The sequence below is a fragment of the Massilia sp. Masssp94 genome (genome assembly GCF_059491305.1).
Map to the genome: position 1 here is coordinate 6,286,025 of NZ_CP168501.1, position 21,651 is coordinate 6,307,675.

Sequence of the window (21,651 nt, forward strand, 5' to 3'; positions counted from 1 at the left end):
TCCCGCGAAAGCGGGAACCCATGCTGACTGCTCGAAGTCGACTCTGTGTAGCCAACGAGGTCGAAATGAATAACGTAGTTAGCATACTCAGTATGGATTCCCGCTTGCGCGGGAATGACGATGCTATTGTGCGCGAAGGCGGGAACCCAGGTTCTGCTTGCGCCACATCGGCACAAGAAAACCTGGGCTCCCACTTGCCCGGGGCGACGTTAGTGGAGCCGGGGATGTCCCGCGTCAGCGCTGGAGTGCTTGCAGCGCGGCGGCCACGTACACGAGCGGCGCGTTCCAGTTGATCGCGATCTCGTTGCTGGCGTAACTGCAGCCATGGTCCAGGTACGACAGGGCCGGCTGCTTCGATGCGTACGACACGCCCTTGCAATCCTTGGCGTCCTGCTGGCCCGGGTTCGGACCGCCCGCGAGCCAGCCGGGGACGGGCGCTGCGATGCCGTCCGCGTCCGATGGGCGGTGGTGCGGATGCATGGTCGAGCGGGAGCCGAAGCCCGTCACATAGCTGATGCCGAGCGGATTGCGGCCCAGCGTGTAGTCGAGCGCCGACTGCGCCGCGTTCAGGTAGTCGGCCTTGTTCGTGAGGCGATAGGCCTGCACGAGCATCATGGCCTGGTTCAGCAGCACGGCATTGCTGCCCCAGACGAAGTCGGACTTCGCCAGCGACAGCCGCGCCGGCGACGCCTGCCAGCGTGCCAGCAAGGTGTCGGCCGCCGCGAGGATCTGCTTGCGGGCGGTGTCCCCGTCCGCCGGGTTCTTCAGGCGCGCGCCCTGCTGCGCGAGCGAGATCCAGCCGAGCGGGCGCACGTCCGACCAGCCGGGTTCCGTCTGCACGCCCGCCGCCGGCGCAAGGGCGCGTGCGCGGTACTCGTCCTTGCCGGTCGCGATGTACAGCTCGGCCGCGGCCCACGAGAATTCGTCGTCGACCTTCTCGTCGCCGTAGGTGCCCGTCTTGATGTCGGCCGGCTGGCGATACAGCACGGCCGGATGGCCGACCGCCCAGCGCCACGCGCGCTCCGCCGCGGCCAGGTAGCGCTGCGACCGGCCCGGCGCCTTGGCGTCGAACGGCGCCAGCACGCGGCTTGCCTTCGCCATCACGGCCGCGAAGTCGAGGGCCGCGGCCGTCGTCTTTTGCACGACGTAGCGCGGCGCCGTCGCGCGGTCCGGCATCACCATGCCGTCGAAGCTCTTGTTCGTCAGCTTGTGATAGACGCCGCCGTCCTCCGGGTCCTGCATCGTGATCATCCAGTCGAGGTTCCACTGCACCTCGTTCAACAGGTCGGGCACGCCGTTCCCAGACTCCGGCACGTTGACGGCGAGCTTGTCGAACCAGGCCGGGAAGTGTTCGTACGCGGTCAGCAGCGTGTACGTGCTGATGCCGGAGTTGACGATGTATTTGTTGTAATCGCCCGCGTCGTACCAGCCCTTCGGGCTCGAGATCACGGTGCCCGCCGGGCGCTTGGGCGAGGCGGCCGATTCGTGCACGAGTACCTTGTCGTCCGGATGGCCCAGCGGCCGCGCGTACGGCCCCGCGACCCGCGCGTCCAGCGCGATGCTCGCGCGGTTCAGCGTGTAGGCGCGAATGGCGCCGGCGTCCAGCGCGCGATACGGTTCGGCGCCGATCGCGAAGACGGGCGAATCCGGCTGGCCCGCCACCGTCACGCGGTAGCTGCCGGTCGTGCGCAGGCCGGAAAAGTCGGCGATGCGCACGCGCTCGCCCGATGCGTCCCACGTCGCGGCCGGGCCCAGCGTCCCTTCGAACACGGCCTTGCCGCTGCTGGCGTCGACGACCTTGAAGCGCTCGTTCGCGCCGGCCGGCACGACGGCCAGCTTCTGTGCGGCCGGCAGGAAGCCGAGCTGGTTCACTTCGATGCCGGCCGCTGCGTGTGCGGTGCCCGTTGCGAGCAGGGCGGCAACGGCGAGGGCGGTGGGAAGGCGCGGGCGCGACGAATACATGCAGTCTCCTTGGATCTTATGGAATTGAAATCGATTTCATCCTACCCCGCCCGCGAAAGTAAAGTCAATCATCCAATCGCGCGGAACGCCCGTCAATACGGGCGCCGTTCATTTCGGCACGGTGCGCAACCGGCGCGCCGCGAGCCAGTCGACGACGACGCCGGCGAGTCCGATGCGGTGGTCGGCGAACGCATGGTCGCTGGGCAGCGTGACGGCGTGCACCTGCGCGCCGCGCTGCGCCTTGAGCGCCGCCGCCAGCGGCGCAACCTGGGCCGCGTTGCCGTGTTCCGCGCCGACGATCAGCACGGGCTTGCCCGCCAGTGCGCGTGCCGTGCCGTGCAGGTCCCAGTCCTGCGCATGGCGCTCCGCTTCCGCCATCAGCGTGGCGGCATCCGTGCCGGCGAGACTGTTGCCGAAGTCGTCGCCCAGGTCCGCGATGGCGTCCTGGCGCGTCGCGGGATGCGCGGCGTCGCGCGGCACGGCAAGGACGGGCGCGGTCATCACGGCGGCAAGGAGGGCAGCGGCGAGGCGTATCCGCATGCGGATTTCCTTTCGTCGAGCGGATATCGGACCATGCGATCATAAATCGTTCCCGGGCCCGTTGCCTGCTTCCGCCCATCCGGTCGATAATGCATCCATCGAACTAATTACGGAGACAGCCTTGAAACCATCCATCCTCCTGTGCGCACTGGCACTCGCCTTCGGCAGCGCCATCGCTGCGCCGGCTGACCGCTTCGACGTCGCCATCACGGTCGACGACCTGCCTTCGCACGGCTCCAAGCCGGCCGACATCAGCCGCGCCGACATCGCGCGCTCGCACATCGCGACGTTCAGGGCGCACGGCGTGCCCGAGGCGTGGGGCTTCGTCAATGCCGTGGCCCTCGGCAAGGAGGCGGAGAGCGCCGCCGCGCTGGACGTGTGGCGCAAGGCCGGCTACCCGCTCGGCAACCACGGCTACACCCACATGGGCCTGTCGCAGGCGGCGTCGCTGGACGCCTGGGAAGAAGACGTGCGCAAGAACGAACCCGTACTGCAAAAATACATGGCCGGCAAGGACTGGCACGTGTTGCGCTACCCGTTCCTCGACGCGGGCGGCAAGGGCGCGCGCCACGACGATGCGCTGGCGTGGCTGAAGGCGCGCGGCTACCGCGTCGCGGACGTGACCCTCGGCTTCGACGACTGGGCATACACGGAGACGTACGCGCGCTGCGTGGCGAAGGGCGACCAGGCCGCGATCGAGGGCATGAAGGCGAGCTACTACCGCCGCATCGACCAGCAACTGGCGCGCACGAAGGCGATGTCGCAGCGCGTGTACGGCCGCATGATCCCGCAGGTGCTGCTGACGCACATGGGTGCCTGGAGCGCGGCCACCCTGCCGGAAGTGATGAAGCGCCTGGACGCGGCCGGCGCGCATTACGTGACGCTGGACCAGGCGCAGTCCGACGCGGCCTACCGAACCCCGAGTCCGGGTGCCGGCAACGGCGCGATGATCGAGCGGCGCGCGCAGGATGCGGGCATCGACCTGGCAGGGCTGCCGGCCGTCGAACCTGTCGGCAATCTCGACGCCTTTTGCCGCTGATCCGACCGCCGGCACGTTGATTCGTGCGCGGGAACGGCCGAAAAAAAGGTATATCTGCAATGTAGACATTTTGGCATTCAGATTCGACCTTTTTTTCGGGGAGGCACATGGAATTCCAGCGCGCTGCGCCAGCAAGCGCCATGCAGGATGCGCTGCGTGCCGCCGGCGCCCAGGCGGCCCACATCGGCGACTTGTGGAACGGTACGCTGGCGCTCTGCACCTTCGTGTTCGTGGCCATCGTCGTCGCGACGATCATCGCCGTCTGGTGCGCACCCGCCGCGGACGCCGCCACCCGGCCCGACACGTCGTCCCTGGAAGGTCCCGAGCGGCGCATCTGGCACCGCATCGGCTGGGCCACCGCCGCGTGCATCGTGGGCCTGCTCGCGCTGCTGGCGGCCGATGCGTTCACGAGCCGCGCGCTGGCGCGGCTGACCCTGCGCGATGCCGTCGACATCGAACTGGTCGGCCACCAGTGGTGGTGGGAAGCGCGCTACCGCGATGCGGACGGGGCCCGTGAATTCACGACCGCGAACGAGCTGACGATTCCCGTCGGCCGGCCCGTCATCGTCACGCTGCGCGCCGATGACGTGATCCATTCGCTGTGGATCCCGAACCTGGCGGGCAAGAAGGACATGATCCCGGGCCGCACGGCCACCCTGCGGCTGCGTGCCGACCGCGCCGGCACCTACCGCGGGCAGTGCGCCGAATTCTGTGGTCTCGAACATGCGCTGATGGCGCTGCTCGTGCACGCGGTGCCGTCCGACCAGTACGAGACCTGGGCCGCGCGCCAGCGCCGGCCCGCGCGCGAGCCGGCGGATGCCTCCGCGCGCCGCGGCCGCGACGTGTTCCTGAACGCGAATTGCGCGCGCTGCCACGCGATCGCGGGCACGCGGGCGCAGGGAAGCATCGCACCCGACCTCACGCACCTCGCGTCGCGCCGGACCATCGGCGCCGGCATGTTCCCCAACAACCGCGGCCACCTCGCAGGCTGGATCAGCGATCCGCAGGCGCTCAAGCCGGGCGTGAACATGCCGGCCAACACCTTGCCCCCCGACGACCTGCAAGCCCTGCTGGCTTACCTGGAGACCCTCCGATGAAAGTATCCGATCCACGCTTCGTTCCGCCGGCCGACCCGGCCGCCGCCACGGCGCTGGAACGCACCTGGCGCGACCCGCCGGGCCTGTACGGCTGGTTCGCCGCGATCAACCACAAGACGATCAGCAAGCGTTTCATGGTCACGACCATGATCTTCTTCCTGCTGGGCGGCGTGCTCGCGCTGCTGATCCGCCTGCAGCTGGCGCAGCCGAACGCCGGCATCGTCACGCCGGCGATGTACAACCAGTTCTTCACGATGCACGGGTCGACGATGATGTTCCTGTTCGCCGTCCCCGTCATGCAGGCCGTGGCCACGTACCTCGTGCCGCTCATGATCGGCGCGCGCAGCCTCGCGTTCCCGCGCCTGAACGCCTACGCGTACTGGATCTTCACCATGGGCGGCATCATGCTGTACGCCGCCTTCTTCGCGGGCGCCGGGCCGGACGCCGGCTGGTTCGCGTACGTGCCGCTGTCCAGCCTGCGCTATTCGCCCGGCAAGGGCGTGGACTTCTGGGCCCAGATGATCACGTTCACGGAACTCTCCGGCCTGATGGAGGCGATCGTCATCATCGCGACCATCCTCAAGCTGCGCGCCCCCGGCATGAGCCTGAACCGCATGCCGTTGTACGTGTGGGCCATGCTCGTGACGTCGTTCATGGTGCTGTTCGCACTGCCGGCCGTCATGCTGGCCAGTACCGCGCTGATCACCGACCGCCTCGTCGACACGCAGTTCTACAATCCCGAGAAGGGTGGCGATGCGCTGCTTTGGCAGCACCTGTTCTGGTTCTTCGGCCATCCCGAGGTGTACCTGATCTTCATTCCGCCGCTGGGCTTCATCTCCGCGATCGTCGCGACGTTCTCGCGCCGGCCCGTTGTCGGCTACCCGGCGATGGTGCTGGCGCTCGTGACGACCGCGTTCCTCGCGTTCGGCCTGTGGGTGCACCACATGTTCGCGACCAACCTGCCGGAGCTGGGCAAGACGTTCTTCACGGCGGCGAGCCTCGTCATCGCCGTGCCGACCGCGGTGCAGATCTTCTGCTGGATCGCCACGCTGGGCAGCGGCCGGGTTTACGTCAGGACGCCGCTGCTGTTCGTGCTGGCGTTCTTCTTCATCCTCGTCATGGGCGGGCTGACGGGACTGATGCTGGCGTCCGTGCCGCTCGATACGCAACTGCACGACAGCTTCTTCGTCGTCGCGCACCTGCACTACGTGCTGCTGGGCGGCGCCGTCTTCCCGCTGTTCGGCGCGTTCTATTTCTGGTTCCCCAAGTTCACGGGACGCATGCTGGGCGAACGCCTGGGCCGCTGGAATTTCTGGCTGTTCTTCATCGGCTTCAACGTGTCCTTCTTCCCGATGCACCTGCTCGGCCTGTGGGGCATGCCGCGCCGCGTGTACACGTATCCGGCCGAGATGGGATGGGGCGACCTGAACCTCGTGTCCAGCATCGGTGCGGCGATGATCGGCGTGAGCGTGCTGCTGTTCCTCGTGAACGTCGTGCGCACGCTGCGACATGGCGCGATGGCGGGCGCCGACCCGTGGGGCGCGGGCACGCTGGAATGGAGCGTGGCGTCGCCGCCGCCGTTGGGCAATTTCGACGTCATCCCCGTGGTGCACGGGCGCTATCCGCTGTGGCAGCCGCAGGTCGAACCGACGCACGTCAGCGGCATGTCGAACGACTGGCGCGAAGTCCTCGTCACGACCGTGGCCGACGCCGAGCCGGACCACCGCCTGTGGATGCCGTCGTCGTCGATCTGGCCGTTCCTGTCGGCGGTGGCGACGACGATCCTGTTCGTCGGCTCCATCTATACGCCCTGGGCCGTCGTCTGGGCCGCCGCGCCGGTGGCGATCGGTGCGACGCTGTGGTTCTGGCCCAGGCGCGCCGTCGTCGAGCAGCGCGTGCATTCGGAGTCCGCACCATGAGCGCGCCCATCGAGAACCGCAAGTCGGGCAAGGAGGCGGTACCGCGCGGTGCGGCACTCGACGTGTCCAACCTCCCGACGTTCGCGTTCGGCACGCGCAGCCCGATGTGGTGGGGCACGATGGGCCTCGTCGCCGTCGAGAGCACCGTGTTCGCGCTGACGATCATGGCCTACTTCTACCTGCGCAGCCACGCCACCGTGTGGCCGATGAGCCGCTTCCCGCCCGACCTGCTGTGGGGGACCGTCAACACGGCGATCATGCTGGCGAGCCTGTGGCCGAACCAGAAGGCGAAACAGGCGGCCGAGCGCCTCGACCTCGCGGGCGTGCGGCTGTGGCTGACCGTGTGCATGCTGGTGTCGGTCGGCTTCCTCACCGTGCGCGTGTTCGAGTTCGGCGCGCTGAACACGCGCTGGGACACCGATGCCTACGGCTCCGTCGTGTGGATGCTGCTCGGCCTGCACACGACGCACCTCATCACGGACGCCTACGATTCGCTCGTGCTGACGGTGCTGATGTTCACCGGGCCGCACGAAGGCAAGCGCTTCGTGGACGTCAGCGAAAACGCGGGCTACTGGTATTTCGTCGTCCTCAGCTGGCTGCCGATCTACGCGGTCATCTACTGGGGCGCACGTTTTTAGGGAGGGACGATGGGAAACTGGCCGGCACTGCTGCTCGCGCCCACGCTGGCGCTCACGAACCTGTCCATCACGTATGCGCTCGTGACGCCCGCGTGCACGCGCCAGTCGATGGTGGCGCCGAACGCCGTCACGGCCGTCGTGCTGGCCGTGTGCGTGTGGATGAGCTGGGCCGCGTGGCGTAACTGGAGAGAAGGACGCAGCCTGGGACGCGAAGCCGCGCGCGACCACGTGCCGGACCGGCCGCCGTTCGTCGCGCTCGTGGCCGCGCTGGTCGGCGCGCTGTCCTGCCTCGCCGTGCTGGCGCAATGGTTTCCGCAGTGGGTGCTGTCGCCATGCGCCGCCTGATCGCTGTGCCGGCGTTCGCACCGCTCGCGGCGCGCGCCCACGACGTCCAGGCCGAGCTGGCGGCCGGCCCGGCGCTCGGCTGGGGGGCGGAATGGTGGGTCGTGACCCTGCTGGTGCTGTCGCTGCTGCTGTACGCGGCGGGCCTGAGACGTCTATGGCCCCGCGCGCAGGGGGCACGCCGCCAGCTGGCACGCCAGGCCGCGTGGTTCGGCGCGGGCTGGATCATGCTCGTGCTGGCGCTCGCGTCGCCGCTGGACGGCGCCGGCAGCCATGCGTTTTCCGCGCACATGGTGCAGCACGAGATCCTGATGATCGTGGCGGGGCCACTGCTCGTGCTGGGCCGCCCGCTCGCGCTGTGGCTGTGGGCGTTCGGGCCCGAGGGACGGTTGCGCATCGCGGCCGCGACGCGCGGGCCCGCCGTGCGCGCCGCGTGGGGTGCGCTGACGGCGCCCGTGAATGCATGGCTGCTGCACTTCGCCGCGCTGTGGATGTGGCACGTGCCGGCGTGCTTCCAGCTGGCGCTGGCCGACAACGGCATGCACGCGCTGCAGCACACGAGCTTCCTCGCCACGGCGCTGCTGTTCTGGTGGGCTGTGCTGGGGCGCGAGGGTGGGCATCACGGCCGCGGGGGCGCCATCTTTTACCTGTTCACGACGATGATGCACACGGGCGCGCTCGGCGCCCTGTTCACCATGTCGGAGACGATCTGGTATCCGCTGTACGGCAACCGCGCGCAGCTGTTCGGTTTGACCCCGCTCGAAGACCAGCAGCTCGGTGGCCTCATCATGTGGATCCCGGGCGGCCTGGCCTACCTGATCGCGGGCCTCGTGCTGTGCGCCCGCTGGCTGCGCACGGGGCCTGCGGAGGTGCGGCCATGACGGGGCGCACACTCGCCGTCCTGCTGTGCGCGGCCCTGCTGGCCGGCTGCTCGAAGACGCCACCGAAGACGGAGCCGGTCACGGGCGGCGATCCGCGCCACGGCCGCGAACTGCTGGCACGGTACGGCTGCGCGAGCTGCCACAAGATCAAGGGGATCGCCCACGCGGACAGCCAGGTCGGCCCGCCCCTCGACGAGATCCGTTCGCGCGGTTATATTGCGGGCGTCATGCCGCACAACGCGGACAACCTGATGAGGTGGATCCAGCATCCGCGCCAGGTGGTCCCGAATACCGCGATGCCGGAGCTGGGCGTCACAGGTGCCGAGGCGCGCGACATGGCCGCTTATCTGTACAGCCAATAGGAGTCGAATGTTCGAACAGACGGAACAACAGGTGCGCGCCTGGGTGGAGTGGCTGCGCCTGCTGGTGGAAGCGCTGGGTGCGTGCGTGATCGCGGCCGGTGTCGTGATCGTCGTCGTGGGGCTCGTGCGCTACGCGTTGGCCCGGGGCGGCAGCTTCATTCCGATCCGGCTGGCGTTCGCGCGCTACCTCACGCTGGCGCTGGAACTGCAGCTGGCGGCCGACGTCCTGTCGACGTCCGTCGCGCCGACGTGGGACCGCATCGGCAAGCTTGCCGCCATCGCCGTGATCCGGACGGCGCTGAACTACTTCCTCAATCGCGAGATGAAGGAGGAAGCGGCCAGCGCGGAGAAGCCGCCGGCCTGACGCTTACGCGCCCAGCGTGAGCACCATCGCCTGTTCGAACGTCGTCCTGCCGGGCATCGGCACGGGCGCGCCCACGTCGACGAAACCCATGCGGCGATAGAGCCGCGCGGCCGCGCCGTCGCCGGCCGTCACGTCGAGCCGGACTTCCGCCGCCTTGCGTGCGCGGGCCCACGTGATGGCGGCGTCCAGCAGCGCGGCACCCACGCCGCGTCCGCGCGCCTCGGGCGCCACCCACACCTGGTAGATGCTGGCGTGCGCGCCTTCCATCTTGACCCATGCGAGGCCGGCGGGCGTCCCGTCGACTTCCACCGCGAACGGCCAGCCCTGCAGGTGCGACCCGAGCGCGGGGGCGGCCAGGCGTGCGACCCAGATGTCGTCCGTGCGTTGCGATTCCTCGGCAAAGGTGCTGCCGAATGCCTGGGGCGAGTCGGCCAGCGCGCGCAGGCGCAGGTCGCGGTAGATGGGCCAGTCGTCGGGGTGCAGGGTGCGGATGGCGGGCATGTCGGGGTCCGAAAAGAAACGGGGAAGACGATCATAATGGAAAATCGCATGAGCAAGTGCGAAAAGCGTCGTTGTCACAGTCGGTGTTTGCGCGCAGGCGCGGGATCGGTTAGCATCCGCGGGATGACTTTCCTGAACGTTCCCTACGCAGAAAAAGACGAGGCCCGCGCCCTCGGCGCACGCTGGAATTCCGGCCGCAAGCGCTGGTATGTGCCCACGGGCGTCGCCCTCGAACCCTTCCAGAAATGGCTGAAGGAGGGCGCGCCCGCTGGCCGCGCCGACTCGGCCGCGGCGAAGCGCATGGTCGGCGCCAACTACATCGAACTGGACCACGCCTGCAATCCGTTCGAGCCCTGCGCGGAGTGCGCGAAGGCGCTCGCGGGCACGCCCTGGGAGCAGGCGCGCGCGGCCCTCCTCAAGCGTTAAGGCTGCGCCAGCACGCCCAGTACCGCGAGGCTCATGGCCTGGGCCGCCGTCTTGATCGACGGCTCCGGCACGGGCTCACGACGCGATGCAAACCCGGTTGCGCCCTCCGTGCTTGGCGGCGTACAGCGCGCGGTCCGCCGATTGCACGAGCGTGTGCGCGTCCTCGCCGTGGGCCGGCCACAGTGAGACGCCGAACGACGCGGTCACCTGCGGCAGCGCGACGTCGCCGTGATGCAGGTCCAGCGCGGAGATGGTCTTGCGCAGCGTTTCGGCGCACGTGCGCGCGGCGGTCGCGTCGCATTCAGGCAGCACGAGCACCAGTTCCTCGCCGCCGTAGCGGCACGCGATGTCGCTGCGGCGCACGCCTTCGCGCAGGCAGCGCCCGACGGTGCGCAGGACGAGGTCGCCCGCTTCGTGGCCGTACGTGTCGTTCATGTGCTTGAAGTGGTCCAGGTCGATCATCACGACGGCCAGCGAAGCACGCATGCGTTCGGCGCGGAACAGTTCGCGCCGCAGCGTCTCGTCGAAATAGCGGCGGTTGTACAGGCCCGTGAGTTCGTCCACGGTGGACTGGCGCCGCAAGACCTCGCGCAGGTTGATGTTGCTGATGCCGATCGCAAGCTGCTCGCTGATGGTCGTGGCGGCCGCGAGTTCCACCGCGGTGTCCGGGCCCTGCGGCACGCTCACCGAGAGCAGGCCCAGGACCTCCCCCTGCGAAATCATCGGCACGCACAGGTCCGTGCGGCCGGGCGCGGGCGGGACGTCGCCCAAATGGGGACAGTGCATGTCGTCGCCCGTCTGGGCCGCATGGGCGTGGCCGAAGCGCAGGCCCCAGCACTGGTCCGGGCTGACGAGCTCCGGACGGTGGCCGCCGCCCCACGCCGCTGCGCGCTGCAGGTAGTCGCGCGAATTGCGGTACAGGTAGACGGTGCCGCTGCTGCCGGGCAGCACCTTGGGCAGGAAGGCCGGCAACACGTTGTGCAATTCGTCCGTACGCGTCAGGCTGTCCATCGCCTGCAGCATCCGGGCGGTGACGGTGAGGCGCTCGCTGCGGGCCTGGCTGTGGCGCGCCTGGTCGGCCTGCGCGTCGGCGAGGCGGCGCGCGTGGTCGGCCGCTTCGGAGCCCGCGTGCAGGCTGCGCGTGACGACGAACAGGCCGCTGCCGAGGATGAGCATGCTGGCGACGCCCGCGCAGATGCCGATCACCGTACTGTAGCCGAGCGTCGTGTCCAGCCGGTCGCGCAGCGCCAGGCGCTCGCGTTCGAGCGCGGTGGACCGCTCGCCGATCAGCAGCCGCAGCCTGTCCATGTCCGCTTTGCCGGAGCGGTTGCCGACGATGGCTGCGGCCTCGGCGAACCCGCCGTCGCGGCGCAGGCGGATCGTCGCGGCCAGCTCGTCCAGCTTGCGCTGCGCCAGCCGTTCGATCTCGTCCAGCGTCGCCTGCTCGCCGCGGCCGTCCGCCAGCGGCTTCAGGTCGCGCACGGCGGCAGGGATCGCGGCGGCGCTGGCGTTGTACGGATCGAGGAAGCCGGCATCGCCGGTGATGATGTAGCCGCGCTGGCCCGTCTCGGCGTCGGTCAGCAGGTCCAGCAGGCGGTCGTAGACGCGCTGCTTGTCCGCGGCGGTTTGCAGCGCGTCCATCGTGGTGTCGGCCGCGCGGCTGGCGAGGAACGGCAGCGTGGCCAGGCCAATGAGGATCGCGACGACGACGGCGGCCAGCCAGCGCAGCCCGTTACCCGACGATGCGCCGGGGCGCTTGGATGGAAGGGTGTCGGTAACGAGCACGGCCGCTCCTCGGTTGGCGTGCGGTGGCATTGTCGAGGCCGCACATCGCCGTCATTTTGCATCAATTTCTGGAACTTGTTCAAGTTTTAACTGATGGAAATGACGATCTGGGTGCGGAAACACCGGCGCCACGGGCGCGGTGGCCCTCGGCACGCGGATCACGCCGGACTCAGTGCGCCGGCAGGACGAGGAGCTGCAGGCCCGACGGCGTCTGCGCCGCGTGGTAGACGCGCTGCGTGGCCGCCTTGAAGTCTTCCGGCCTCGCCTTGGGGATCGTGACGAACGTCTGCGGGTTCAGGTCGACGAGCGGGAACCAGGAGCTCTGCACCTGCACCATGATGCGGTGGCCGCGGCGGAAGGTGTGGTTGACGTCGCCCAGGTGGTAGCTGATCGCCTCGACCTTGCCGGGCACGAAGGGTTCCGGGTGCTCGAAGCCGTTGCGGAACTTGCCGCGCAGCGGATTCGCGCGCACGAGCTGCTGGTAACCCGCCATCGTGCCGCGCGGCGGCGCCACGTCGTTGCCGTTCCCACGCGGCGGCTGCTCGCCGGCCGGATACTCGGCCGGGTACACGTCGATGAGCTTCACGACCCAGTCCGAGTCCGTGCCGGTGGTCGACACGAACAGCTTCGGTGTGACGGGCCCCGCGACCGTGACGTCCTCGTCGAGCACCTCGCTCCGGTACACGAGGACGTCCGGGCGCGTGGCGGCGAAGCGCTGGTCCGACACCATGTATTCCTGCGGCACCGACGTGGCCGGGTAGCCGATGTACGGCACGGGCTTGTTCGGGTCGGACACGTATTCGTCGAAGCCGGCGCCCGCGGCGGGCAGCTGCCACGTCAGCGTGCCGTTCGGACCGAGGTACAGGGTGCGCGCCTTCGCCTGCACGGGCGGCCAGGCGGTGTAGCGGCGCCACACGTTGGAGCCGGTCTCGAACGCCGTCACTTCCGCGATGGGCTGCGCCGGCTTGACGCCCTTGAGCTGCTGTTCGAAGAACGGGAACTGGATGTGCTGGCGGAAGTATTCGCCCGTCTTGCTGTCGAACGACACGCGGCCCAGCTGCTTGCCGTCGTTGCGCGCCCACCCGCCGTGCACCCACGGGCCCATCACGAGGCCGTTGAAGATGGCCGGGTTGTTCTTCCTGATGGCGTGGTAGGTCGTGAACGGACCTTGCGGATCCTCGGCGTCGAACCAACCGCCCACCGTCAGCACGGCCGCCTTCACGTTTTTCAAATGCGGGGCGATGGCGCGCGTCTGCCAGAAGCTGTCGTAGGTGTCGTGCTCGATCGTCGGCGCGAGCAGTGCGCGCTGCTTGTCCGTTAGCGTGCCGAGGATGTTCGTCAAGGTGCGGTGCTTGAGGAAGAAGTCGTACGAATCGGCCGCGCCGTAGTCGAAGTCGGCCCACGTCTTCGGCAGCGGCGTCGGGTTCTGCTGCTCGGTGAACGACGCGTAGAAGCCGAAGTTCGCGGCCAGCATGAAGGCGCCGCCGTGGTAGGAGTCGTCGCCCATGTACAGGTCCGTCACGGGCGCCTGCGGGGACGCGGCCTTGATCGCGGGGTGCGAATCGATGATGCTCGCGGACGTGTAGAAGCCCGGATAGCTGATGCCGTAGATGCCGGCCTTGCCGTTGTTGTTCGGGACGTGCTTCAGCAGCCATTCCATCGTGTCGTACATGTCCTGGCTTTCCTGGCCTTCGCCGGCGGCCCGCCGCGGGTTCACGTGCGGCGTCATCTCCTGCCACCTGCCCTCGGACATGTAGCGGCCCCGCACGTCCTGCTTCACGAAGATGTAGCCCGCGTCCTCGAATTCCTTCGACGGCCCGATCTGCTTGGGGAACCAGTCCTCGCCGTAGTGCAGCTCGCCCTCGGCCCGCACGCCCGCGCTGTACGGCGTGCGGTTGACGAGGAACGGGTACGTTTTCGACGCATCCTTCGGCACGTAGACCACGGTGAACAGCTTCGTCCCGTCCCGCATCGGGATGCGGTATTCGTACTTCGTGTAGGTCTCGCGCAGGTCGCGCGGGGCGGGCTTCGCGTCGTCGGCCGCATGGACGGCGACCGGGGGCAGGGCGGAACACGCGAAGGCCACCAGCAGGGTAAGCAGGGGCAGGCGTGCGGGCAGGGAGCGACGGGTCATGACTTCCTTGGCAGGTTGATAAAACCGCCAGTATAGATTGCGCCCCCGCCGGCCGTCACTGCCTGGCGCCGCGGCTGCAGGATCATCAGCGACAGCAGCGCCGGCACGCCGAGCAGCAGGCACGCCACGCACCACGCGATGCGGGCCGTGCGGCCGAGGCCTGCGCGCCGGGTCCACCACGCCGCACCCGCGCCGGCGAGCAGCGCGGCGACGAGCGCGGCCGCCCACACGATGGCCGGACGCGGCTGCAGCAGGGGCGCGAACCGGCCCACGCCGTAGTCCGGGACGGTGCCGTTGTCGATCAGCAGGTCGGGCAGCGACACGAGCGCGTGCAGCGCGGGCGACACCCACCACGCGCGGTGCTCGAACAGCGGCGGGAGGTCGTGCGCCAGCGTGCGCCGGCTCACTTCCCGCACGCGACCCGTATTGTCGACGAGGTAGGTCACCTGGTCCGACGCGGGCGAACCGTCGAACTGGCGCCGGCCGTACACGAAGCTCACGAGCATCCCGTCGGGGACTTGCGCGGCTTCCGCGAGCGCGAGGTCGCCGTACGGGAGCGGCAGGCGCACGTCGGTCGCGGAGACGGGTGCCGCGGTCGCCGGGGCGAGGATCGCGACGCGGCGGTTGGTGAGGACGAGCATGTGCTGCCCGAGCACGGCGACGCCGCCCACCTGTTCCCGGCCATCCACGCGCAGGACGTGGCGCAGGCGCATGCCCGGTTGCTCGACGCGGTACAGGTTGTGGGCGTCGTACATCCACTGGAGACCCTGCCGGTCGCCGAGGGCGTCCGGCACCGTGTCGAAGCGTTCGGGCGTGCCCGGGCCGCCCGCGCCGAAGGTGCCCTGGTCCGTGCGGTCGCGGGGATCGACGCCGCGGTACTGCATGCGGTCGTGGCTGAACGTCCACAGGGTTTCGCCCTTGACGAACCGTACCTGGCCCTGCGTCGTCAGGATGCCGCGCACGCCGTATTGGCGAATGGCGTTCGGGACGCGCACCATCGTGCCCGGGTCCAGCGCGGCCCGCCAGCCGGCCGCGCGCGGATCCGCGCTGCCCGCCAGCGCGGCCCGCATCCGCAGCACCGGGTCCGAGCGGTACGCAGCCGTCGGGCCGCCGGCGGGCGTCGGCGTCATGACCTGCGGATGCGTGCCGGTGGCCACCAGGCCCGCCTGGTACAGCATCGATCCCGCCCATAACAGGGCGATGTACAGGCACGCCTGCAGCGGCAGGGCGGAGGCGGCGGTGGCGACGGTGTCGTCCGCCGCGCTGCGGCCCGGGCGGAAGACCGTGTAGAGGAGTCCGAGCAGGACGACGGCGCTGGCCGCCGCCAGCCCCAGCACCGTCGAGGCGGTGGCCAGGCGGACCGCCAGCACGGCGGGCAGCACGAAGACCACGAACGCCCAGCGGCTGCGGTGCAGCGTGATGTAGCCGCCGGCCAGCCACGCGGTCAGCGCGGATAGCGCGAGGTACGCCGCGCCCGCGTAATGCCGCGTGTCGACGACGCCGTGGGTGTAATGCTCCTGGATGCGCAGCGCCGCGCACAGGGGCAGCGCCACGGCCACGGCGCCCAGCACGGCCGCGGCCAGCACGAGGGCCGCGAGGATGCGGGCGCGGTGGACGGGCCTGTGCTGCAGCCAGATCCAGCGGCTCGGCTGGCGGTAGCTGCCGAACTGGTAGACCGCGAGGGCGTGGCCGGACAGCACGTAGAAGCCCAGCATGATGATGTGCAGGCCGACCGGCCCGTTGGGGATGTCCAGCATCTGCTGCAGCACGGACAGGGCGACGAAATTCGCGAGCGCGTACGCGGCGGCGCCGTTCCGGAAACGGCGCAGTTCGGCGAGGAAGAATTCGAGCATGGGATCTCCTTACGCGGCAAGCAGGTTGGCCACGGGACGGGCGTGACCGTGGGCGAGGAAGGCGTTCACGGCGCGGTCCAGGCCCAGCGGCATCGCCTGGACCGAGTGCGCGCCCAGCAGCTTGAGGCGCGCGCCGAAGCTGTCGTCCTGGTCGAACACGACGACGTGGGTCAGGTCGTCGATGACCTGCACCTGCAGCACGCCGGGCAATTCGCGGACTTCGGGCACCCTGGCGGGAAACGCCGCGATCCACAGGCGGATGCGGTCGCAGAAGTCGTCCGGGCCGCTCATGTAGCGCATGCGCCCGCGCTCGAGGATCACGAGGTTGTCGGCGACGCGCTCGATCTCGTCCATCTGGTGCGAGCAGTAGACGACGGTGGCGCCGGCGTCGTCCAGGGTACCCTGCAGCATGGCGTCGAGGAAGGCGCGCTTGGCGACGACGTCGAGGCCCAGCGTGGGCTCGTCGAGGATCAGCAGCTCGGGACCCTGCGCCAGCGCCATGGCCAGGTTCAGCCCCGCGCGTTCGCCGCGCGACAGCTCGCCGATGCGCTGGCCGGGTTCGACGTTGAAATGGCCAAGCACGTCGCCGTGGCGCGCGTGGTTCCAGCGCGGGTACTGGCGGCGCTGCATGTCCGTCAGGTCGCGCACGCGCATCCACGCCGGCAGCGTGTGCTCTTCGTTGACGAAGCCGATGCGTTCGCGCAGCGCGGGCGTCAGGCGGCGGCAGTCGTGGCCGAGGATGCGCGCGCTGCCGCTGGCGGCGGGCTCGAAGCCGAGCAGCACGCGGAACAGCGACGATTTGCCGGCGCCGTTGGCGCCCACGAAGGCGTGGATGCCGCCGCGCGGCAGGCGCAAGGTCAGGTGGTCGAGGGCGGGCTTGCGCTTGTAGACGAGGCACAGGTCCTCGGTATCGATGGCGTAATCGCTCATGCGGTTTTTTTCGTCTCGTAGTTGGAAAGGTCGGCCGCCACGCGGTCGAGGATGGTCTGCTGCGGATAATCGAGGCCGATCACGTCGCTGACGAAGCGGCCGACCGCCTCCGCCAGGCGGCGTTCGCGTTCCTCGTCCGACAGGCGCCGGCGCTGCTCGGCCACGAACAATCCGAGTCCGGTGCGGGACAACAGCCAGCCTTCCGCCGTCAGTTCGGCATAGGCCTTGGCCACCGTGTTCGGATTGATCGACAGCTGCTGCGCCAGGCCGCGCACGCTGGGCAGCGCGTCGCCCGGTATCAGGTCGCCGCCTGCGATCTGGCGCTTGATACCGTCGGTGATCTGGCGGGTGATGGGGCGCGGATCGCCGGTCACGATCTGCAGCATCAAAAGGGCACGTCGGGTCATGGTGAATACACTGTACTAGTACGGGTAGTACAGTAGCATCGGTGTTGCGCCGTCGTCAAGCGTTGTCGACGGGGCGTCAACGCCTGGCGGGCAGCCACGCCGTGCGGCGCCGCACCAGCGGGCCCGCGGCCACCGCCACGGACAGCGTGGCGGCCAGCAGTGCCGCCTGCGCGAGCGCGCACCCGGCGGCGAACGCGGGGATGGCGGCTGCCAGCTGCCAGCCATCGAGGTCCAGCGCGCCGACGGTACCGGCGGCGGCCAGGCCGTACAGCAGGCCGGAGCCGGTGGCGTACCACGTCTCGCCGCCCGCGAACAGGGGACGCACGGCGTGCACGGCCGCCAGCGCGAGGGCGCCCGTGGCCAGTGCCTCGAGGATGTCGGCGGGCACCCGGAACCAGCCGGGCGCGCCCGCCAGCAGCGCGAGCGTCTGTCCCAGTGCGAACGCGGCGCCGATGCGCGCCCGCGGCCAGCACGAGCAGGAGCAGCAGGTAGCGTCCGGCGTCCGCCGCGTGGCGCACGCCCAGCCTGCAGGCGGCCAGCCAGCCGCGCCAGGCGTGGTCGAGGCCACGGTTGACGGCGACCCGGCCGCGCGGCGCATCCAGCAGCGCGATCGTGGTCGGGTGGCTGGCGAGCACGCCACCGTGCCAGTCGCTGCGGATGGCCAGGCGGGTCGGGTGGCCGGGCAGTTCGCGCGCGATGGCGTCGTAGCCGAGCACGAAGCTGCGCGGGCTGGCGCCGGCGGGCGGCACGAGGACCGCGTGGGCGACGAGGACCCGCGGATCCGCATCGACGGCAACGCGCATGTCCGCGAATTCCACCCACCAGTGGCGGCCGTCGGCGGTGACGGGGTCGATGTGCGCGCCGAGGTAGCGCGCGAGTTCCGCATGCAGGCGGCCCCGCACCGGCAGCGGCGAGGCAGGCAACGGCCGTCCCAGCGCCAGCGCGAGATCGCGCAGCGGCAGGCGCAGTTCGGCCAGCACGGCGTCGTCGCGGAATTCGAGCAGCACTTCCGAGCCGGATGCCGCGGCGCTGCCGGACCAGGCCAGCGCGAGCCAGGCGAGGACGAGCCGAAGGAGGAGGCTCATCGCGTATGCGCGGCCCTGGGCGCCGGCGGGTGGAGCGCGGGCGCGGTGGCGACGCGCACGAGCGGCGCCCGCACCGGGACGACGTCGCCGCCGGCGCGTGCGGCGAGCAGCATGGGGACCGCCAGCGCGAGGCTGGCGGCGAGCTGTTTGTAGGGCAGGGCGGGCAGGTGCATGGTCTCGTGTCGTTTCCTGCGCCGGAGTATGGACGCGCGGGCCGTCAAGATGCTGACGGTTTGTGTAAATCCTTGCAAAGATGCGCCGGTCCGCGCCATCCCCGCTCCTGGGTCGAATGAGGCAAGGATAGCAGCCGGAATGTGTCGCAAAATTCAAGGATTGTCACATCGGCGTATTTACTCGACGACGAGCACGCGTGCCTGTGGATCGCGTCCCCGCACGAAATTCACGACGGCGTTCGTCGTCACGGTGTCGATCTGTCCGGCCATGCGCCGGTCGAACGGATGGTCGTCGAACGCCACGTTGGCGCGGAACATGCGGGCGCCCAGGCGCGTCACGGCCGGGATGTCGACCGTCGGCACGCGGTAGCCCTGGGCCTTCAGCCACGCTTGCGCCTCGGCACGCGTCTCGACGGCGCCCGCCGGCGCGCTGGCGGCCGCCAGCGTCTCCAGCACCCACTGGTTCGAATTCTGGTAGCGGGTCGAGTACACGTAGGACAGCATGTTGTAGTGCGGTTCGTGCAGGCGCCGCGCCGTGCGGCCCGCGGCGAGGGCCGCCACGCGCGCCTGCAGGTCCGGACCGGGAATCACGACCTGGGCCCGGTAGCGGTACAGGTCCGTCAGGAAGAAGTTGCCGACGCCTTCCACGAACAGGTCCGAGTCCGCCGTCCCGCACGCATTCAGTTCGTGCACGACGGTCCAGCGGCCCGCCGCATGGTCGCGCACGACGATGCCCATGTGCGAGTATTCCAATCTGTATTTACTCAGATCCTGGCCCGCGCGGGCGATGATCGCGACGCTGGCGCCGCTCGCGTCGAGGGCGGCGAACGTGCGTTGGGCGAGGTCCAGCGAGCGGCGCACTTCGTCCACGCCCAGGGGCTCGTCGCGGCAGGCCTGGCCCGCGTGCGCGGGCAGCGCTGCCGCGAGGACCAGGGCGCAGGCCAGCCGCGCGAGGCGGTCACGAAGCGCGCGCATGGTGCAGCAAGGCCTGGCCGACTTCGTTCGGGATGAAGGCGATCACCTTGCCCGACAGGACCAGCGCATGGCCGGCTGACATGGCGACCACCTGCAGCACGGTCCCGGCGCCGATCGACAGGCCGCGCGCCGCCGCGCCGGACAGCCGGACGGTGGCGCGGCTGGCCTGGCCAGCGCCCTCCAGCACGACCTCGATGCCGTCGCCCACCGTTTCGACGCTCGCCACGACGGCGCTGCCGGTGACGCCCACGACGGCGATCGAGCCGAGTGCGACGCTGCCAACGAGCTCGCTGGCGGCACGCGACGGGGCCGACGCCTCGGCCGCATGGGCACTCGCACAGGCCAGGCCAAACAGGGTTGCAAGCAACAGGCGCTTCATGGTTCCTCCTTGTTTTTGAACGTGGCGCCATCTTGCCCGTCGCACCGGGCCGGGCCAAGGCCGCGCCGCGCCGGGTGCGCGGTGTGCGCCTGGCGGTATCGGAATGTGCTACCGGCCGGCGGCGACCTGGTTGGAAATGCCGAATTTACGCGTGGGCGCGCGTATCGTGCACGGGTACTCGGCCGATCGGATTTAATATGCGCAATCTGACGACGATGCCGTACACAGGAGGGAGCGTACCCATGATCGACTCGAGCGACATCAACCAGACGAGGCGCGACCTGCTGATCGGCGGCGCGCTGTCCGCCACGGCCGCGGCATTGCCGCCCATGGCGTCCGCCCAGGGACCTGAAACGGGCCAGGCGCCCGCCGCCACGCCGGCGCCGGTCACGGCCAGGGTGGCGCTGCGCGTGAACGGCCAGCGCTACGAGCTGGACCTCGACACGCGCACCACCTTGCTCGACATGCTGCGCGAGCATCTGCGCCTGACGGGCACCAAGAAGGGCTGCGACCAGGGCCAGTGCGGCGCCTGCACGGTCATCGTGGACGGCCGCCGCATCAATTCCTGCCTCAGCCTCGCCGTGATGCACGAAGGCGCGGACGTCACGACCATCGAAGGCCTCGGCACGCCGGACAAGCTGCATCCGCTGCAGGCCGCGTTCGTGAAGCACGACGGCTACCAGTGCGGCTACTGCACGCCGGGCCAGATCTGCTCGGCGGTCGCGGCGCTGGACGAGATCCGGCGCGGCATCCCGAGCCACGTCAGCGCGGACCTGGACGCGCAGCCGCTGCTGTCGCCGGCCGAGCTGCGCGAGCGCATGAGCGGCAATATCTGCCGCTGCGGTGCGTACTCGAACATCATCGATGCGATCACGGACTATGCGGGGAGGCCGGCATGAAGGCTTTCACGTACCAGCGCGCCCGTACCCCGGCGGAGGCGGCCGCCGCCGCCGCGCAGCATCCCGGCGCGCGCTTCATCGCGGGCGGGACCAACCTGCTGGACCTGATGAAGCTGGAGATCGAGACGCCGCCGCACCTCGTCGACGTCAACGGCCTGGGCCTCGACAGGATAGCGCCGACGCCGGACGGCGGCCTGCGCGTGGGTGCGCTCGTGCGCAACACGGACCTCGCGGCCGATGCGCGCGTGCGGCGCGATTATCCCGTGCTGTCGCGCGCGCTGCTCGCGGGCGCGTCGGCGCAGCTGCGCAACAAGGCGACGACGGCGGGCAACCTGCTGCAGCGCACCCGCTGTCCCTACTTCTACGACACGAACATGGCGTGCAACAAGCGCAAGCCGGGCAGCGGCTGCTCGGCCATCGGCGGTTTTACGCGCCAGCTCGCGATCGTAGGGCATAGCGAGGCGTGCATCGCCACGCACCCGAGCGACATGGCCGTTGCGATGCAGCTGCTGGACGTGGGCGTGGAAACGGTGCGTCCGGATGGCTCGGCGCGCACGATCCCCATCGCCGACTTTTATCGCCTGCCGGGCGGCACGCCGCACATCGAGAACACGCTCGCGCCGGGCGAGTTGATCACGGCGGTGACCTTGCCGAAGCCGCTGGGCGGCAAGCACTACTACCACAAGGTGCGCGACCGCTCATCGTATGCATTCGCGCTCGTCGCCGTCGCCGCGGTCGTGCAGCCGGATGGCAGCGGGCGCGTGGCGCTGGGCGGCGTCGCGCACCGGCCGTGGCGCGTGCCCGCGGCGGAATCAGCCATGCCGCGCGGCGCGCAGGCCGTGACCGACCAGTTGCTGGCCGGTGTGCGCGTCACGAACGACAACGCGTTCAAGGTCCCGCTGGTCCAGCGCACGCTGGCGTCCGTGCTGGCGGATGCACGGCAGGCATGAGGAGGCACCC

23 protein-coding genes are annotated in these 21,651 nt (G+C 69.8%); 12 read left to right on the forward strand and 11 right to left on the reverse strand.

Annotated elements, in window-relative coordinates; all coding sequences use genetic code 11:
* Window positions 1–234: 234 nt before the first annotated feature.
* Both ACEN9G_RS27620 and ACEN9G_RS27625 read right to left on the reverse strand, forming a co-directional pair.
* The gene (locus ACEN9G_RS27620; protein WP_483127292.1) at window positions 235–1,962 is read right to left on the reverse strand and encodes a glycoside hydrolase family 9 protein; all 1,728 of its coding nucleotides are present in this window, start codon (window positions 1,960–1,962) and stop codon (window positions 235–237) included.
* Window positions 1,963–2,070: 108 nt separating this feature from the next.
* On the reverse strand, window positions 2,071–2,502 hold the full coding sequence (locus ACEN9G_RS27625; protein ID WP_483127293.1) for a hypothetical protein: 432 nt from the start codon (window positions 2,500–2,502) through the stop codon (window positions 2,071–2,073).
* Between the two features lie 121 nt (window positions 2,503–2,623).
* Here ACEN9G_RS27625 and ACEN9G_RS27630 point away from each other — a divergent pair, with 121 nt between their 5' ends.
* The 8 genes from ACEN9G_RS27630 to ACEN9G_RS27665 all read left to right on the forward strand — a co-directional run bounded on the left by ACEN9G_RS27630 (window position 2,624) and on the right by ACEN9G_RS27665 (window position 9,144).
* Window positions 2,624–3,541 carry a polysaccharide deacetylase family protein gene (locus ACEN9G_RS27630; protein WP_413345490.1) on the forward strand — a complete coding sequence of 306 codons (918 nt, stop codon included), beginning with the start codon at window positions 2,624–2,626 and terminating at the stop codon, window positions 3,539–3,541.
* A gap of 107 nt (window positions 3,542–3,648) precedes the next feature.
* Window positions 3,649–4,638 carry a cytochrome c oxidase subunit II gene (locus ACEN9G_RS27635; RefSeq protein ID WP_483127294.1) on the forward strand — a complete coding sequence of 330 codons (990 nt, stop codon included), beginning with the start codon at window positions 3,649–3,651 and terminating at the stop codon, window positions 4,636–4,638.
* Window positions 4,635–6,557, forward strand: coding sequence for a cytochrome c oxidase subunit I (ctaD, locus tag ACEN9G_RS27640; protein ID WP_413344939.1), 1,923 nt, complete (start codon window positions 4,635–4,637; stop codon window positions 6,555–6,557). Before ACEN9G_RS27635 ends, ctaD begins: the two co-directional genes overlap by 4 nt.
* Window positions 6,554–7,195 carry a cytochrome c oxidase subunit 3 gene (locus ACEN9G_RS27645; protein ID WP_413344941.1) on the forward strand — a complete coding sequence of 214 codons (642 nt, stop codon included), beginning with the start codon at window positions 6,554–6,556 and terminating at the stop codon, window positions 7,193–7,195. The genes ctaD and ACEN9G_RS27645 overlap by 4 nt, the downstream gene beginning before the upstream one ends.
* Before the next feature lie 9 nt (window positions 7,196–7,204).
* Window positions 7,205–7,540 (forward strand): hypothetical protein, encoded by a 336-nt coding sequence (locus ACEN9G_RS27650; RefSeq protein ID WP_483127295.1) that lies wholly within the window; start codon window positions 7,205–7,207, stop codon window positions 7,538–7,540.
* Window positions 7,528–8,418: a cytochrome c oxidase assembly protein gene (locus tag ACEN9G_RS27655; RefSeq protein WP_483127296.1), complete on the forward strand. Its 891-nt coding sequence runs from the start codon at window positions 7,528–7,530 to the stop codon at window positions 8,416–8,418. Before ACEN9G_RS27650 ends, ACEN9G_RS27655 begins: the two co-directional genes overlap by 13 nt.
* Complete coding sequence (locus tag ACEN9G_RS27660) at window positions 8,415–8,780, forward strand: c-type cytochrome (protein WP_413345968.1); 366 nt, start codon at window positions 8,415–8,417, stop codon at window positions 8,778–8,780. The genes ACEN9G_RS27655 and ACEN9G_RS27660 overlap by 4 nt, the downstream gene beginning before the upstream one ends.
* Window positions 8,781–8,787: 7 nt before the next feature.
* Window positions 8,788–9,144 (forward strand): DUF1622 domain-containing protein, encoded by a 357-nt coding sequence (locus tag ACEN9G_RS27665; protein ID WP_413345970.1) that lies wholly within the window; start codon window positions 8,788–8,790, stop codon window positions 9,142–9,144.
* Window positions 9,145–9,147: 3 nt separating this feature from the next.
* Here the strand turns inward: ACEN9G_RS27665 and ACEN9G_RS27670 are convergent, their stop codons facing one another.
* Window positions 9,148–9,645, reverse strand: coding sequence for a GNAT family N-acetyltransferase (locus ACEN9G_RS27670; protein WP_483127297.1), 498 nt, complete (start codon window positions 9,643–9,645; stop codon window positions 9,148–9,150).
* Window positions 9,646–9,768: 123 nt separating this feature from the next.
* Here ACEN9G_RS27670 and ACEN9G_RS27675 point away from each other — a divergent pair, with 123 nt between their 5' ends.
* Window positions 9,769–10,071, forward strand: a complete 303-nt coding sequence (locus ACEN9G_RS27675; RefSeq protein WP_413345776.1) for a DUF5710 domain-containing protein — start codon at window positions 9,769–9,771, stop codon at window positions 10,069–10,071.
* 75 nt (window positions 10,072–10,146) lie between these two features.
* Here the strand turns inward: ACEN9G_RS27675 and ACEN9G_RS27680 are convergent, their stop codons facing one another.
* From ACEN9G_RS27680 to ACEN9G_RS27705, 6 genes are all read right to left on the reverse strand, one after another.
* Window positions 10,147–11,856 carry a diguanylate cyclase gene (locus ACEN9G_RS27680; protein WP_483127298.1) on the reverse strand — a complete coding sequence of 570 codons (1,710 nt, stop codon included), beginning with the start codon at window positions 11,854–11,856 and terminating at the stop codon, window positions 10,147–10,149.
* Between the two features lie 169 nt (window positions 11,857–12,025).
* A complete protein-coding gene (locus tag ACEN9G_RS27685) occupies window positions 12,026–13,990 on the reverse strand; it encodes a CocE/NonD family hydrolase (RefSeq protein WP_483127299.1) in 1,965 nt (654 codons plus the stop codon).
* Window positions 13,987–15,843 carry a hypothetical protein gene (locus ACEN9G_RS27690; RefSeq protein WP_483127300.1) on the reverse strand — a complete coding sequence of 619 codons (1,857 nt, stop codon included), beginning with the start codon at window positions 15,841–15,843 and terminating at the stop codon, window positions 13,987–13,989. The genes ACEN9G_RS27685 and ACEN9G_RS27690 overlap by 4 nt, the downstream gene beginning before the upstream one ends.
* A 9-nt stretch (window positions 15,844–15,852) precedes the next feature.
* Window positions 15,853–16,773, reverse strand: a complete 921-nt coding sequence (locus tag ACEN9G_RS27695; RefSeq protein WP_413345997.1) for an ABC transporter ATP-binding protein — start codon at window positions 16,771–16,773, stop codon at window positions 15,853–15,855.
* Window positions 16,770–17,180, reverse strand: a complete 411-nt coding sequence (locus ACEN9G_RS27700) for a GntR family transcriptional regulator (RefSeq protein WP_413345995.1) — start codon at window positions 17,178–17,180, stop codon at window positions 16,770–16,772. The genes ACEN9G_RS27695 and ACEN9G_RS27700 overlap by 4 nt, the downstream gene beginning before the upstream one ends.
* A 76-nt stretch (window positions 17,181–17,256) precedes the next feature.
* Window positions 17,257–17,748 (reverse strand): HupE/UreJ family protein, encoded by a 492-nt coding sequence (locus ACEN9G_RS27705; protein WP_495605486.1) that lies wholly within the window; start codon window positions 17,746–17,748, stop codon window positions 17,257–17,259.
* Between ACEN9G_RS27705 and ACEN9G_RS27710 the strand changes: the two genes are divergently transcribed.
* Complete coding sequence (locus tag ACEN9G_RS27710) at window positions 17,735–18,418, forward strand: hypothetical protein (RefSeq protein WP_495605487.1); 684 nt, start codon at window positions 17,735–17,737, stop codon at window positions 18,416–18,418. The genes ACEN9G_RS27705 and ACEN9G_RS27710 overlap by 14 nt on opposite strands.
* A gap of 197 nt (window positions 18,419–18,615) precedes the next feature.
* Here ACEN9G_RS27710 and ACEN9G_RS27715 read toward each other — a convergent pair whose 3' ends face one another.
* Entirely contained in the window at window positions 18,616–19,413 is a 798-nt protein-coding gene (locus tag ACEN9G_RS27715; protein ID WP_483127303.1) for a DUF2145 domain-containing protein, read from the reverse strand.
* Complete coding sequence (locus tag ACEN9G_RS27720; protein ID WP_483127304.1) at window positions 19,397–19,792, reverse strand: hypothetical protein; 396 nt, start codon at window positions 19,790–19,792, stop codon at window positions 19,397–19,399. The genes ACEN9G_RS27715 and ACEN9G_RS27720 overlap by 17 nt, the downstream gene beginning before the upstream one ends.
* A gap of 242 nt (window positions 19,793–20,034) precedes the next feature.
* Between ACEN9G_RS27720 and paoA the strand changes: the two genes are divergently transcribed.
* Window positions 20,035–20,691: an aldehyde dehydrogenase iron-sulfur subunit PaoA gene (gene paoA, locus ACEN9G_RS27725; protein ID WP_413346341.1), complete on the forward strand. Its 657-nt coding sequence runs from the start codon at window positions 20,035–20,037 to the stop codon at window positions 20,689–20,691.
* Window positions 20,688–21,641 (forward strand): FAD binding domain-containing protein, encoded by a 954-nt coding sequence (locus ACEN9G_RS27730; RefSeq protein WP_483127305.1) that lies wholly within the window; start codon window positions 20,688–20,690, stop codon window positions 21,639–21,641. Before paoA ends, ACEN9G_RS27730 begins: the two co-directional genes overlap by 4 nt.
* Window positions 21,642–21,651 lie beyond the last annotated feature (10 nt).

Bases quoted from the DNA above. Each gene is read 5' to 3' on its own strand.
- ctaD (WP_413344939.1), top strand. From the start codon at position 4,635: ATGAAAGTATCCGATCCACGCTTCGTTCCGCCGGCCGACCCGGCCGCC.
- ACEN9G_RS27695 (WP_413345997.1), bottom strand. From the start codon at position 16,773: ATGAGCGATTACGCCATCGATACCGAGGACCTGTGCCTCGTCTACAAG.
- ACEN9G_RS27690 (WP_483127300.1), bottom strand. From the start codon at position 15,843: ATGCTCGAATTCTTCCTCGCCGAACTGCGCCGTTTCCGGAACGGCGCC.
- ACEN9G_RS27715 (WP_483127303.1), bottom strand. From the start codon at position 19,413: ATGCGCGCGCTTCGTGACCGCCTCGCGCGGCTGGCCTGCGCCCTGGTC.
- ACEN9G_RS27625 (WP_483127293.1), bottom strand. From the start codon at position 2,502: ATGCGGATACGCCTCGCCGCTGCCCTCCTTGCCGCCGTGATGACCGCG.
- ACEN9G_RS27675 (WP_413345776.1), top strand. From the start codon at position 9,769: ATGACTTTCCTGAACGTTCCCTACGCAGAAAAAGACGAGGCCCGCGCC.
- ACEN9G_RS27700 (WP_413345995.1), bottom strand. From the start codon at position 17,180: ATGACCCGACGTGCCCTTTTGATGCTGCAGATCGTGACCGGCGATCCG.
- ACEN9G_RS27635 (WP_483127294.1), top strand. From the start codon at position 3,649: ATGGAATTCCAGCGCGCTGCGCCAGCAAGCGCCATGCAGGATGCGCTG.
- ACEN9G_RS27655 (WP_483127296.1), top strand. From the start codon at position 7,528: ATGCGCCGCCTGATCGCTGTGCCGGCGTTCGCACCGCTCGCGGCGCGC.
- ACEN9G_RS27730 (WP_483127305.1), top strand. From the start codon at position 20,688: ATGAAGGCTTTCACGTACCAGCGCGCCCGTACCCCGGCGGAGGCGGCC.
- ACEN9G_RS27620 (WP_483127292.1), bottom strand. From the start codon at position 1,962: ATGTATTCGTCGCGCCCGCGCCTTCCCACCGCCCTCGCCGTTGCCGCC.
- ACEN9G_RS27650 (WP_483127295.1), top strand. From the start codon at position 7,205: ATGGGAAACTGGCCGGCACTGCTGCTCGCGCCCACGCTGGCGCTCACG.
- ACEN9G_RS27660 (WP_413345968.1), top strand. From the start codon at position 8,415: ATGACGGGGCGCACACTCGCCGTCCTGCTGTGCGCGGCCCTGCTGGCC.
- ACEN9G_RS27720 (WP_483127304.1), bottom strand. From the start codon at position 19,792: ATGAAGCGCCTGTTGCTTGCAACCCTGTTTGGCCTGGCCTGTGCGAGT.
- ACEN9G_RS27685 (WP_483127299.1), bottom strand. From the start codon at position 13,990: ATGACCCGTCGCTCCCTGCCCGCACGCCTGCCCCTGCTTACCCTGCTG.
- ACEN9G_RS27670 (WP_483127297.1), bottom strand. From the start codon at position 9,645: ATGCCCGCCATCCGCACCCTGCACCCCGACGACTGGCCCATCTACCGC.
- ACEN9G_RS27665 (WP_413345970.1), top strand. From the start codon at position 8,788: ATGTTCGAACAGACGGAACAACAGGTGCGCGCCTGGGTGGAGTGGCTG.
- paoA (WP_413346341.1), top strand. From the start codon at position 20,035: ATGATCGACTCGAGCGACATCAACCAGACGAGGCGCGACCTGCTGATC.
- ACEN9G_RS27645 (WP_413344941.1), top strand. From the start codon at position 6,554: ATGAGCGCGCCCATCGAGAACCGCAAGTCGGGCAAGGAGGCGGTACCG.